This window comes from Streptomyces odontomachi, assembly GCF_024435355.1.
In the GTDB taxonomy this organism is placed as follows: Bacteria; Actinomycetota; Actinomycetes; order Streptomycetales; family Streptomycetaceae; genus Streptomyces; species Streptomyces odontomachi.
Genome location: NZ_JAMJWG010000002.1, coordinates 338828 through 351323, shown reverse-complemented (window position 1 = coordinate 351323; position 12496 = coordinate 338828). Strand labels below are relative to the sequence as shown.

The 12496-nt window shown below is 71.5% G+C and carries 13 protein-coding genes; 9 read left to right on the top strand and 4 right to left on the bottom strand.

The window, feature by feature from the left end:
* Positions 1-104: 104 nt before the first annotated feature.
* Positions 105-497 carry a VOC family protein gene (locus tag NQO67_RS06180; RefSeq protein ID WP_255947681.1) on the bottom strand — a complete coding sequence of 131 codons (393 nt, stop codon included), beginning with the start codon at positions 495-497 and terminating at the stop codon, positions 105-107.
* A gap of 123 nt (positions 498-620) precedes the next feature.
* On the opposite strand from NQO67_RS06180, the gene NQO67_RS06175 reads away from it, so the two are divergent.
* Positions 621-1178, top strand: a complete 558-nt coding sequence (locus NQO67_RS06175; RefSeq protein WP_255947673.1) for a GNAT family N-acetyltransferase — start codon at positions 621-623, stop codon at positions 1176-1178.
* A gap of 21 nt (positions 1179-1199) precedes the next feature.
* On the opposite strand, the gene NQO67_RS06170 is transcribed toward NQO67_RS06175, so the two are convergent.
* Entirely contained in the window at positions 1200-1883 is a 684-nt protein-coding gene (locus NQO67_RS06170) for a glycerophosphodiester phosphodiesterase (protein WP_255947660.1), read from the bottom strand.
* A 450-nt stretch (positions 1884-2333) separates the two neighbouring features.
* Here NQO67_RS06170 and NQO67_RS06165 point away from each other — a divergent pair, with 450 nt between their 5' ends.
* From NQO67_RS06165 to NQO67_RS06130, 8 genes are all read left to right on the top strand, one after another.
* Positions 2334-3728 carry a DUF6421 family protein gene (locus tag NQO67_RS06165; RefSeq protein ID WP_255947659.1) on the top strand — a complete coding sequence of 465 codons (1395 nt, stop codon included), beginning with the start codon at positions 2334-2336 and terminating at the stop codon, positions 3726-3728.
* Positions 3725-4504 carry an SDR family NAD(P)-dependent oxidoreductase gene (locus NQO67_RS06160; RefSeq protein ID WP_374118912.1) on the top strand — a complete coding sequence of 260 codons (780 nt, stop codon included), beginning with the start codon at positions 3725-3727 and terminating at the stop codon, positions 4502-4504. The genes NQO67_RS06165 and NQO67_RS06160 overlap by 4 nt, the downstream gene beginning before the upstream one ends.
* Complete coding sequence (locus NQO67_RS06155; protein ID WP_255947640.1) at positions 4501-5580, top strand: threonine aldolase family protein; 1080 nt, start codon at positions 4501-4503, stop codon at positions 5578-5580. The genes NQO67_RS06160 and NQO67_RS06155 overlap by 4 nt, the downstream gene beginning before the upstream one ends.
* Positions 5581-5781: 201 nt before the next feature.
* On the top strand, positions 5782-6108 hold the full coding sequence (locus NQO67_RS06150; RefSeq protein ID WP_255947638.1) for a thioredoxin family protein: 327 nt from the start codon (positions 5782-5784) through the stop codon (positions 6106-6108).
* Positions 6109-6325: 217 nt separating this feature from the next.
* Positions 6326-6853 (top strand): flavin reductase family protein, encoded by a 528-nt coding sequence (locus NQO67_RS06145; protein ID WP_255947636.1) that lies wholly within the window; start codon positions 6326-6328, stop codon positions 6851-6853.
* A 215-nt stretch (positions 6854-7068) separates the two neighbouring features.
* Positions 7069-7854: an electron transfer flavoprotein subunit beta/FixA family protein gene (locus tag NQO67_RS06140; protein ID WP_255947634.1), complete on the top strand. Its 786-nt coding sequence runs from the start codon at positions 7069-7071 to the stop codon at positions 7852-7854.
* Positions 7855-7962: 108 nt separating this feature from the next.
* On the top strand, positions 7963-8925 hold the full coding sequence (locus NQO67_RS06135) for an electron transfer flavoprotein subunit alpha/FixB family protein (RefSeq protein ID WP_255947632.1): 963 nt from the start codon (positions 7963-7965) through the stop codon (positions 8923-8925).
* A gap of 244 nt (positions 8926-9169) precedes the next feature.
* On the top strand, positions 9170-10453 hold the full coding sequence (locus tag NQO67_RS06130) for a DUF6986 family protein (protein ID WP_255947630.1): 1284 nt from the start codon (positions 9170-9172) through the stop codon (positions 10451-10453).
* A 25-nt stretch (positions 10454-10478) separates the two neighbouring features.
* Here the strand turns inward: NQO67_RS06130 and NQO67_RS06125 are convergent, their stop codons facing one another.
* The gene (locus tag NQO67_RS06125; RefSeq protein WP_255947620.1) at positions 10479-11156 is read right to left on the bottom strand and encodes a class I SAM-dependent methyltransferase; all 678 of its coding nucleotides are present in this window, start codon (positions 11154-11156) and stop codon (positions 10479-10481) included.
* A 155-nt stretch (positions 11157-11311) separates the two neighbouring features.
* Entirely contained in the window at positions 11312-12370 is a 1059-nt protein-coding gene (locus NQO67_RS06120) for a LacI family DNA-binding transcriptional regulator (protein WP_255947618.1), read from the bottom strand.
* Between the last annotated feature and the right edge of the window lie 126 nt (positions 12371-12496).

The window sequence follows — 12496 nt, the reverse complement described above, 5'->3', positions numbered from 1 at the left end:
TTGCCCGGCCTGCACCTGCCGGGCGCCGCCCTGCTCACCCTGCCGGCCGCTGCCCTCCTCGCCCCGCCGGGCACGCCCGTCCCGGGGCCCCGGGCCCCGTTGCGTCAGATCCCCGGCCGGTACCGCAGCGGATGGTCGTCGGGCACCTGTACGACACAGATCTCGACCCCGTCCGGATCGGCGATCCACATCTCGATCAGTCCCCAGGGCTCGCGCTGCGGCGGGCGCAGCACGTGCACGCCGCGTGCCGCCAGCTCCTCGTGGGCGGCGGCCGCGTCCGCCACCTGGAGCCACAGCCGGAGGCCGGGCGCCGGCGGCTCGGTTGAGCGGCCTGACACCTCCAGGAAGCCGCCACCGAGGAAATAGACCGTGCCGCGTTCGGGGCCCGTGCCGAACTCGCGGGAGACCTCGAGGCCCAGCTGAGTGCCGTAGAAGGCGCGCGAGCGCTCGGGATCCGTCGGCCGGAGAAGCGTTCTGCTGCTGAGTACATGCACCATATGGACCGACCCTACGGGCTGCACGCCCCTCGGGTTAGGCTCATCCGGGCTGTACCGACCGTGTGGCACCACCCCGGGCCCGCCACGCTCACCCGCACCCCAGCACAGACCGGAGACCGTGCCATGGACACCGCCCCGCCCCCCGCCACCGGTGCGCTCCTCTTCCGGGACGCGCTGCACAGCGAGGCCGAGGAGCTAGTCGCGCTCATCGACTCGGCCTACCGTGGTGAGTCCGGCCGCCCCGGGGCCGGCTGGACGACCGAGGCGGAGTTCCTCAAGGGGCAGCGCACCGACCCGCAGGGCGTCCTGGAGGTCATCGACGGCACGGACGGCCGGCTGTTCGTGGTGGAACGGGACGGGCTGATCGTCGGCTGCTTCCAGCTGGAGCGCCGCGGCGACAGCGCCTACTTCGGGATGTTCGCCGTCCGCCCCGCGCTCCAGGGCGCCGGTCTGGGCAAGTCCGTGATCGCCGAGGCGGAGCGGTACGCACGCCAGGAGTGGGGCGCACGCGAGATGCAGATGACCGTCCTCTCGGTGCGTGCGGACCTGATGGCCTGGTACGAGCGGCGCGGCTACCGCCGTACGGGCAGGACCAGCCCCTTCCCGTACGGCGACGAGCGCTTCGGTATCCCGCAGCGGCCGGGCCTGGAGTTCGAACTGCTGGTCAAGCCGCTCTCCTGACGGGCCCCCGGGAGCCGGGGTTCAGGCGGTGAATCGGGCGGTCCGTTTGATCTCCGGATAGTCGGTGGTGGCGCCGTCCAGCTCCAGGGCGCGGACCAGACGCAGGTGGTCCTGGGTGTTGACGACCCAGCCGGTGATTCTCAGGTCCGCCTTCCTGGCGTGCTCGACGACCTCCAGGCTGATCTTCTGGATGTCCAGCGCCAGTCCCGTCGCCCCGATCGCGACGGCCCGCTCCACCACGCCCGTGCCGTACTCGCTCGCGACCAGCATGGTGCGCACTCCCGGCACCAGCCGGGCGACCTCGGCGAGCGCCGCGTCGTGGAAGGACAGCACGTCGACCCGGGCGACGAGATCCCGGGCGTTCATCACCTCGGCCAGCGCCTTGGCCGCGGCGACGTCCTTGATCTCGGCCTGTAGCGGCGCGGTGACGGCGTCCAGCACCTCCTCGAAGACCGGGATGCGCTCGCCGCCCCCGGCGTCCAGGGCGCGCAGCTCGTCCAGGGTCTGCTCGGCGATCGGCCCGGTGCCGTCGGTCGTGCGGTCCACGTCGGCGTCGTGCATGACGACGAGGGCGCCGTCCTTGCTCAGATGCAGATCGAGTTCGATCACGTCCAGTCCGGCGCGCTGCGCCGCAAGGAACGAACGCAGGGTGTTCTCTGGCGCGACACCCATGACGCCACGATGACCGATGGTGAGGAAGTTCAAGGTTCACTCGCTTCCGTCGACGGCGGCTCGGCTCCCGCGCGGCACGGGTATCCCGTCCCGGAAACGACGCGGGGAGGGGGCGGGCGGTCCACGCGGCCAGGGCACGCAGCCTAACGGCCCTCCTGGCTGAGGGAACCGCTCCGACGCGACTGGCCGAAGACCGGTGTGGATGCCCCGTGGGGTGTTTGGCCCGCTCGTCTCGGGTGTCCCGCCTCACCCGTGCGTGGGCGTGTCCGCGATGACGTGACCGAACGCGGCCCCGGCGCCTGAGATTCAGCCGGCGCAACCGCGGATTTTCCGTACGACGCGCCCGTGGAACCCGGGTGAGGCCGAAAAAACATCTGTCTGGGCGTCCGATCGCAGGATGATTTATCCAACGCCGACTTGTGAGAGGTGGCCATGTCCGCATACCGTGGGTCGTACGAGAAGTTATCCTGCGGAGGAGGGGTCATGACGGAAATGCTCACGCGCAAACGTACGGAGAAGGATGTTTATCCTGTCTCGCGCGTGGTACAGCATCCTGCCTGGCAGCTCCTGAAGGAGACGGTCGAAGCGATCAGGCCGTGGCAGTCGGCGGATGGCTCCATCGACTTCGACGCCGAGGGCGCCCCGTCGCACGACGCCGCAGGGGAGGCGGTCGCCCGCGTCATCTCGGCCATTGAGCGGCTCGCCCCGCTGCTGCCGCACGACGCCGCGTACCACCAGGCCCTCGTCACCGATCTGCGGCGCTGGGCCGACGAGGGATTCCAGGTCCCCGACTTCCTCGACTCGCTGCTGGCCTTCCAGCCCGCCGCGCACCGCGAGGACGGCCTGGAGCACCTCGTGGTCTTCCCGATGTACACGCAGAACGGCAACCCCGACCGCAACTTCGAAGCGCTGGTGATGCGCATGGTGTGGCCCGAGTGGCTCGCCGCACTGGAGCGCACCCGCTACGACAACCCCCTCTTCTGCGGCATCACCTTCGAGGACTTCACCGCCGGGTACGACACCAACTCCGCCGTGCTCTTCCCGGAGACCATCGCGGTGCGCGAGGCGCCGGCCCGCTTCAGCTGGGGCGCGATCTTCTGTGACCGCGAGGCCGCCCGCTTCCGCCGCGTCGTCGGCGCGGCGGTCGACGTGCTCGGGCTCGAACTGCCCGACGACATCAGCGAGATGATCGAGGACCAGGACCGCTGCCAGCAGGCGTTCGTCCTGTGGGACCTGATCCACGACCGCACCCACAGCCATGGCGACCTGCCCTTCGACCCGTTCATGATCAAGCAGCGCCAGCCGTTCTGGATGTACGGTCTGGAGGAGCTGCGCTGCGACCTGACGACCTTCCGGGAGGCCACCGAGCTGGCCGCCGAGGGCATGCCGCAGGGCCGTGACGTCCAGCACGCGGTGCTCTTCGACCGGATCTTCCGCTTCCCCGTCACCGGGCAGCGGGTGCGCAACTACGACGGGCTCGGCGGCCAGCTCCTCTTCGCCTACCTGCACCAGCACGACGTGGTCCGCTGGACCGACAACACCCTGAGCATCGACTGGGAGCGCGCCCCGCAGGTCACCAAGGACCTGTGCGCCGAGATCGAGGCGCTGTACCGCAGCGGCATCGACCGTCCGAAACTGGTGCACTGGTTCGCCGGCTACGAGCTGGTCTCCCGCTACCTCTCCCCGCACCCCGGCTCCCGCTGGGCCAAGGGCCCCGAGGCGCTCGACCTGAGCCTGCCGCCGCGCAAGCTCGTCGACGACGTGCTGGAGGACGAGTTTCCGCTCAGCATGTTCTACGAGGCGCTTGCCAAGAAGCTCCGGAAGGTGATCGCCTCGACCAAGGGAATCACGGCTCAGGCGCCGAAGGCGGCGGCATGAGCCACCCGAGGCCGGAGGTGACGAGGATGACGGGCAACAGCGCGCTGTCCGGGGCGGTGGTGGCGGTCGCGGGCGCCGGCGGCCCCGCGGGCCGGGCGGCCCTGCTGCGGCTGGCCGGGGCGGGCGCCACGGTGGTCGGCGCCGACGCGGACGAAGACCGGCTCGCGGAGGCGGTCGACGCGGCCCGCACGGCGCACCCGGGTGCCACGGTCGTCGGCGAGCGGGTCGACCTGCTCGATCGGGCGGCCACCCGGGAGTGGGCGGAGCGCACCGAGAAGGCGTACGGGCACGTCGACGGCCTGGTCCACCTGGTCGGCGGCTGGCGCGGCAGCAAGGGCTTCGCAGCCACCGACCCCGCGGACTGGGATCTGCTGGAGAAGCTGTTGATCCGCACCGTGCAGCAGACCTCCCTGGCCTTCCACGGCGCCATCGGCCGGAGCGAGCGCGGCCGGTTCGTGCTGGTCAGCGCGGCCGGCGCGAGCCGCCCCACGGCCGGCAACGCCGCCTACGCCGCGGCGAAGGCGGCAGCCGAGGCCTGGACGCTCGCCATGGCCGACGACTTCCGCAAGGCAGGGGGCGACGCAGGTCCGCAGGCCGCGGCTGCGATCCTGGTGGTCAAGGCGCTCGTGCACGACGCGATGCGGGCCGAGCGGCCGAACGCCAAGTTCGCGGGCTTCACGGACGTCGGAGAACTGGCTGACGCCATCGCCGGAATCTGGGAGAGGCCCGCCCGGGAAGTGAACGGAAACCGCCTGTGGCTGACCGAGAAGCCGTGACCCCCCTCAACCCGCCGCGGACCGACGCCCGCCGTCATCACGACCCGGGCATACGTGGCTTCGCCAGCGACAACTACGCGGGCGCCCACCCGGAGGTCCTCGCCGCGCTCGCCGTCGCCAACGGAGGCCACCAGATCGCCTACGGCGAGGACGACTACACCGCGCATCTCCAGCAGGTCATCCGCAGCCACTTCGGCGGCACCGCCGAAGCCTTCCCGGTCTTCAACGGCACCGGCGCCAACGTCGTCGCGCTCCAGGCGCTCACCGACCGCTGGGGCGCCGTCGTCTGCGCGGACACCGCGCACGTCCATGTCGACGAGTGCGGCGCGCCCGAGCGGGTCGGCGGCCTGAAGCTGCTCACCGTCCCCACGCCCGACGGCAAGCTGACCCCCGAGCTGATCGACCGGCAGGCGTTCGGCTTCGACGACGAGCACCGGGCGATGCCCCAGGTCGTCTCGATCACCCAGAACACCGAGCTGGGCACCGTCTACACGCCCGCCGAGGTGCGCGCCATCTGCGAGCACGCCCACCAACTCGGCATGACGGTGCACATGGACGGCGCGCGCATCGCCAACGCGGCGGCCTCGCTGGACGTGCCGATGCGTGCCTTCACCAACGCCGTGGGCGTCGACGTGCTGTCCTTCGGCGGCACCAAGAACGGCGCCCTCTTCGGCGAGGCCGTCGTCGTGCTCAACCCCGGCGCCGTCCGCCACATGAAGCACCTGCGCAAACTGTCCATGCAACTCGCCTCCAAGATGCGCTTCGTGTCCGTGCAACTGGAGGCGCTGCTCGCCAAGGACCTCTGGCTGCGCAACGCCCGGCACGCCAACGAGATGGCCCAGCGGCTCGCCGAGGGAGTGCGCTCGGTGCCCGGCGTGGACATCCTTTACCCCGTGCAGGCCAATGCCGTCTTCGCCCGGCTGCCGCACGACGTCAGCGAACGCCTCCAGAAGCGCTACCGCTTCTACTTCTGGGACGAGTCGGCCGGCGATGTGCGCTGGATGTGCGCCTTCGACACCACCGAGGACGACATCGACTCCTTCGTGGCCGCAGTGAAGGAGGAGATGGCGCGCTGACCCGCGCCATGCCGGCACCCGGCCCGACGCCCTGGCACGGAGCCGCTGCGCGTCGCGTCCGAAAACGTCCACCCGGGAGTCGCTCCGGGAATCTTTGCCGCCCGGCGAGCGCTACAGCCACGGGCACGCGGGTGCCGGCACGGGGCCGACCGCACGACAGCACGCCGGCCCGGACGAGGACATGAGGGACGGAGGGCGCGGGTGCGTCAGGGCGACGACGGCGAGCGCATCGGGGCCGTGCAGCTGGGCCGGCCGCTCGGGGAGCGCGCCACCCTCCTCCAGTTCTCCACCGCGTTCTGCCAGCCCTGCCGAGCCACCCGGCGGATTCTCGCCGATGTCGCGGCCATGGTGCCCGGGGTCGCCCATGTCGAGGTCGATGCCGAGCATCATCTCGACCTGGTGCGGTCCTTGGGCATCGTGAAGACGCCCACCGTGCTGGTGCTCGACGCCGGCGGGCACATCGTGCGCCGTGCGACGGGCCAGCCGCGCAAGGTGGACGTCGTTGCGGCCCTGGGGGAGGCCGTGTGACCACGACCGGCCGGCTGCCCACGGTGACGCGTGTCCCAGAATCCCGTGATCTTCTTGACCGCACCCCGCTGTGTCGTCAGCCTGATGTCATGCCCGGACAACGTCACTTCATCGCGCGAGTGCACAGGAACCTCGCTCATACCGCGAGCGCGTGTTGTCCGGAGAGCTGAGCAGCGAAGGACCCGGCCACCCTCCTCTCCCGCAGAAGGATGACTCCATGACGGCCTCGCCCGACCTTGGCTCCGCCCCGTTCCCCACCTCCGGTTCCCTTGACACCCCCGAGCTGCTGCGCGCCGTCTTCCGTCGCCACGCGGCCGGCGTAGCCGTCATCACCGCAGGTGGCGAGGTGCCGGTCGGCTTCACCGCCACCTCGCTCACCTCGGTCTCCCTCGATCCGCCGCTGCTGTCCTTCGGCATCGGCCTGACCGCGTCCAGCTGGCCGGCGGTATCCCGGGCCACGCATGTCGGGGTGCACATACTCGGCGAGCACCAGCACGAGGTCGCCGCGACCTTCGCGCGCAGCGGCGCCGACCGGTTCGGCCCACCCACCCGCTGGCGTCCCGGCACCGGCGGCGTCCCGATTCTGGGGGACGTGCCCGCGTGGCTGGTCTGCCGCGTCGTGGCCCGGGTGCCCGCCGGCGATCACCGCATCGTCCTGGCCGAGCCCGTCGACGGCGACGCCACGGGCGTGGGACGGCCGCTGCTCTACCACGAGGGCGGCTTCCGGGTCCTGCGCGACCAGTAGGACGCGCCACCGCCGATGCTTGCGCACCCCGTGGTTACAGAGCGTTGCGAACATCACAGTTCAAAGCGCTTGCTCAGCGGGCAGGCTCTTGGCTGTACTGGCGAGTAATATTGAGGGGCGGCAGGGGGACCGCCCCGACCGGATATGCCCGCTCCAGGCGCATATGCTGCCTGCGAAGGCAGCCGAAGCAATGACGAGGCAGTAGGAGAGCCGGCGTGAGCTTGAGGATCGTTGTCTGTGTGAAGTACGTGCCCGACGCCACAGGCGACCGGCACTTCGCCGAGGACCTGACCGTCGACCGGGAGGATGTCGACGGCCTGCTGTCGGAGCTGGACGAGTACGCGGTCGAGCAGGCGTTGCAGATCGCCGACGCGGCCGACGACGCGGAGATCACCGTGGTCACGGTGGGTCCGGAGGACGCCAAGGACGCGCTGCGCAAGGCGCTGTCGATGGGCGCTGACAAGGCCGTGCACGTGGAGGACGACGACCTGCACGGCACCGATGTGATGGGTACCTCGCTGGTGTTGGCGAAGGCGATCGAGAAGACCGGGTACGACCTGGTGGTCTGCGGGATGGCCTCCACCGACGGCACGATGGGCGTGCTGCCGGCCGTCCTCGCGGAGCGCTTGGGCGTGCCGCAGGTGACGCTGCTGTCGGAGGTGTCCGTGGCGGACGGTGTCGTCACGGGTCGTCGTGACGGTGACGCGGCCTCCGAGCAGCTCGAGGCGTCGCTGCCGGCGCTCGTGTCGGTGACGGACCAGTCGGGTGAGGCGCGGTACCCGTCGTTCAAGGGGATCATGGCCGCGAAGAAGAAGCCGGTGACGTCTTTGGATCTGGAGGATCTGGAGATCGACGCGGACGAGGTCGGCCTGGCGGGTGCGTGGACCGCGGTGGACGCGGCTACCGAGCGTCCGGCTCGCACGGCCGGCACGATCGTCAAGGACGAGGGCGAGGGCGGCAAGCAGCTGGCCGGCTACCTGGCGGAGCAGAAGTTCATCTAGCCACCGGCCACCGGCCCGGCTGCGCGTGCGACCTTCTCGCGCGGCCAGGCCCCAGGTCCCGTCCCCCGTTGCCCGAGCCCTTTTTCGTACGTGCAGGAGAGCAATCCCATGGCAGAAGTTCTGGTCTACGTCGACCACGTGGACGGTGCCGTCCGCAAGCCCACCCTCGAACTGCTCACGCTGGCCCGCCGGCTGGGCGAGCCCGTGGCCCTCGCGCTCGGTTCCGGCGCCGAAGCCACCGCCGGAACCCTCGGTGAACACGGTGCGGTACGCGTGCTGACCGCTGACGCACCCGAGTTCGCCGACTACCTCGTGGTGCCCAAGGTCGATGCGTTGCAGGCCGCCTACGACGCCGTCTCGCCGGCCGCCGTGCTGGTGCCGTCCTCCGCCGAGGGCAAGGAGATCGCCGCCCGGCTGGCGGTGCGCATCGGCTCGGGCATCATCACCGACGCCATCGACCTCCAGGCCGGCGACGAGGGCCCGGTGGCCACGCAGTCGGTGTTCGCCGCGTCGTTCACGACCACCTCGCGCATCACCCACGGCACGCCCGTGATCACGGTCAAGCCGAACTCGGCCGCGGTGGAGCCGGCGCCCGCCGCGGGGACGGTGGAGCCGCTCGCCGTCTCCTTCAGCGCGCAGGCCACGGGCACGAAGGTGGTCTCGCGCACGCCGCGTGAGTCGACGGGCCGTCCCGAGCTGACCGAGGCCGCGATCGTGGTCTCCGGCGGGCGCGGGGTGAACGGCGCGGAGAACTTCGCGGTCATCGAGGCGCTGGCCGATGCGCTGGGCGCGGCGGTGGGCGCTTCGCGTGCCGCGGTGGACGCGGGCTGGTACCCGCACTCGCACCAGGTGGGGCAGACCGGCAAGACGGTCTCGCCGCAGCTGTACATCGCGTCGGGCATCTCCGGTGCGATCCAGCACCGGGCCGGTATGCAGACCTCCAAGACGATCGTGGCGATCAACAAGGACGCCGAGGCCCCGATCTTCGACCTGGTCGACTACGGCATCGTCGGCGACCTCTTCAACGTCGTCCCGCAGCTGACGGACGAGGTCACCGCCCGCAAGGGCTGAGCACGACCTCCCCCCAGGGGAGTCCTCCGCACGGGCCGGGGTCGCACGGTGGCGAATATCGTGCGACCCCGGCCCGTCGTCGTGCACGGGGCCGTCGTGCACGGGGGCAACCGGCCGCTTCGCATCGGTGCCGGCGCCGTTGACGCGGGGCGGTCCGCCGCATACTTTCGTTCAACAGATTGTTGATTCCTCCGGGTCGGGGTCGTCCGGTGCCCGGCGGCATACGGAGGCAGGTGGCAGACGCGTGAATCCGCACGAGAACGTGACGACCTCTCTTCCGAGCGGCCTCTCCGAGGAGATCGGCGCGCTGCTCGCCCCCGTCGACGCCGACCTCGCCCACCGGTACCCGGGCGATCCCGGCACCCGTCGGCCCGTGCACACCGTCTACGTTCCCGCCGACGCCCTCACTCCCACGACCCCACGCACCTGGGGCGAACAGGCCCTCGACATCCTGGACGCGCACGCCCCGGACGCCGCCGCGTTCGCCGCCGTCCTGGGCCTCGCCGATGACCTCGCCAAGCCCGTCCACGAGCGGGTCCGGGCCAAGCTCGACCGGGAACCGGTGGAAGACCTTCGGGTGGACTTCGAGGACGGCTACGGCATCCGTCCCGACCCCGAGGAGGACGCGGCGGCTGCCCAGGCCGCCCGGCTGGTGGCGCAGGGCAGCGCCCAGGGCACCTGGGCGCCGTACACGGGCATCCGGATGAAGGGGATGGAGCCCGCGGTGCGCGACCGCGGGCTGCGCACCCTCGACATCTTCCTCACCGGCCTGCTGGCGGCCGGCCCGCTGCCCGAGGGGCTGGTGCTCACCCTCCCGAAGGTCAGCCACACCGAGCAGGTGCTGGCCCTGGCCCGGGTGCTGGACGTGTTCGAGGCGACGCACGGGCTGCCGCACGGACGGATCGGCTTCGAGATCCAGGTCGAGACCGCGCCGGCCATCCTGGGCGCGGACGGCACCGCCACCGTCGCCCGCATGATCCAGGCGTCCCAGGGCCGGGCCACGGGCCTGCACTACGGCACTTTCGACTACAGTGCCGCGCTCGGCGTGAGCGCCGCCCACCAGGCGAGCGACCACCCGGTGGCCGACCACGCCAAGGCCGTGATGCAGGTCGCCGCTGCCGGCACCGGCGTGCGGGTGTGCGACGGCTCGAGCAATGTGCTCCCGGTCGGCGGCACCGCACGCGTGCACGACGCCTGGCGGCTGCACCACCGCCTCGTCCGCCGCGCCCTGGCCCGTGCCTACTACCAGGGCTGGGACATGCACCCGGGTCACCTCCCCACCCGCTACGCCGCGGTGTTCGCGTTCTACCGCGAAGGGTTCGCCGAGGCCGCCGACCGGCTGGCGGCCTACGCCGAGCGACGGGGCGGCGGTGTGCTCGACGAACCCGCCACGGCCCGGTCGCTCAGCGGCCATCTGCTGCGCGGCCTGGACTGCGGCGCCCTGGACGGCGACGAGGTCACCCTGCGCACCGGGCTCACCCGGGCCGAACTGGAATCGTTCGCCGCGGGGCGGCCCACGCCGGCCTGATCCGGCCCGGGTGATGCGACCGGGATCAACGGGGCCGGGTTTCCGAGGACGACTCCGGTTTGCGGGCCATGAAGGTGGCGAACGTCCGTGTCATCCCCGCGGCGGGCGCCACCACCAGCTCCGCGCTGACGGCCAGTCCGGACCGGCCCAGCAACCCGGCGATCCGGGCCGGCGGCAGCAGATGGGACTCGTACGACACGGGATGGCCGCCGTAGGCCGTGACGGGACGCCGCCGTTCGCCGTCGCCCACATGGCCCACCACCATCAGATGGCCCCCGGGGGCCAGGGTGCGGTGGAACTCGGCGAACACGAGCGGGAGCAGCTCCGGCGGTGTGTGATGAGTGGAGTAGTAGGCCAGGATGCCGCCCAGTTCCTCGTCGTCGAACTCCAGCGCGGTCATGGAGCCGACGGTGAACCGGAGCTCCGGATAGGCCGCTCGGGCCAGTTCGACCATCTTCGGCGACAGGTCGACACCGAAGGCCGGCACCCCCAGCCGGGCCAGGTACGCGGTCACCTTGCCGGGGCCGCACCCCAGGTCGGCGACCGGTCCGCGCCCGGCCGTCTTCACCACCTCGGCGAACGCGGCGAGCATCGCGCGTGACAGGGGATCCAGCTCGGCCGGGGCCTTGACCTGGGCGGCGTAGTCCGCGGCGACGGTGTCGTACGACTCCCGGACCGCGGCGAGGTAGGCGGGTTCAGTCACGCCGTGAATCTAGAGGGGGCGGGGACGCCGGCCCTCCGAGGGGTCTCCGAGGGGTCCTGCCCCGGGTCCCCTCGGGCTCCCCGCGGTGGGCGTGAGGGCTTGAGGGCGTGAGGGCTTGAGGGGGGGCGCACCCCCGAAGCTCGGCGGTGGCCCGCTCAGCCGGCGGGGGGAACCTCCCCGGACCCCCGGGTGATCAGCCGGGTCGGGAGCTCGATGCGCTGCGGGGCGAGCGGCGCACCGTCGAGGCGGCTGAAGAGGCGCTCCGCGGCGGTGCGGCCGAGTTGGGCGGCGTCCTGGGCGACGACGGTGACGCCCGGGCGCAGCAGATCGGCGAGTTCGAAGTCGTCGAAGCCCACCAGGGCGACCCGGTGGCCGTGCTCGGCGAGCACCCGAACCACCGTGACGGTCACGCGGTTGTTGCCCGCGAAGACGGCCGTGACCGCGTCGGGGCCGGCCAGCATCTCCTCGGCGGCCCGCCGGACCCGGTGCGGATCCGTCGCACCCAGGGACATCCAGGAATCCTCGATGGTGATGCCCGCCTCCTCCATGGCGGCCCGGTAGCCGCGCAGCCGCTCCGCGGCGGTGTGGATGCGCGGTTGGTCGCCTATGAAGCCGATCCGGCGGTGACCGTGCGCGAGGAGATGCGCGACACCGTCACGTGCGCCGCCGAAGCTGTCGGAGAGGACCACGTCCGCGTTGATCCGCCCGGCGGGCCGGTCCACGAAGACGGTGGCCACGCCGGCCTTGATCTCCGGCTCCAGGTAACGGTGGTCGTCACCGGCCGGGATGACCACGAGACCGTCCACCCGGCGGGCGCACAGGGCGAGCGCCAGTTCCTGCTCACGTCCCGGGTCCTCGGCGCTCGAACCGTTGATCAGCAGCGCGCCGTGGGCCCGTGCCACCTCCTCCACGGCCCTGCTGAGCGGGCCGTAGAACGGGTCGGCGAGATCCTCCAGGACCAGACCGATGCTGGCGGTGCGGCCCTTGCGCAGGACACGTGCCGAGTCGTTGCGGCGGAAGTTCAGCGCGTCGATGGCCTCCTGGACGCGCCGTTCGGTGTCGGCGGTCACGCCCGGCTCGCCGTTGACCACTCGGGAGACCGTCTTCAGGCCCACCCCGGCCCGTGCCGCGACGTCCTTCATCGTCGGACGATTGCCGTAGCGGTTGTCGGCTTTGCGGGTGGTCTCGGCCACGGTGTCCAGTCCTGTCGTCATGAACGGATGATTCCCCGCGCGGACGGGGTCACGAGCATACGGCCTGGACAACGTTGTCAGCCCGGGGGGAGACTAGGGCGCCCGTGTTCTCTGGCCACTCTCCGGCCTGCCCTTTCACCTGGAGAT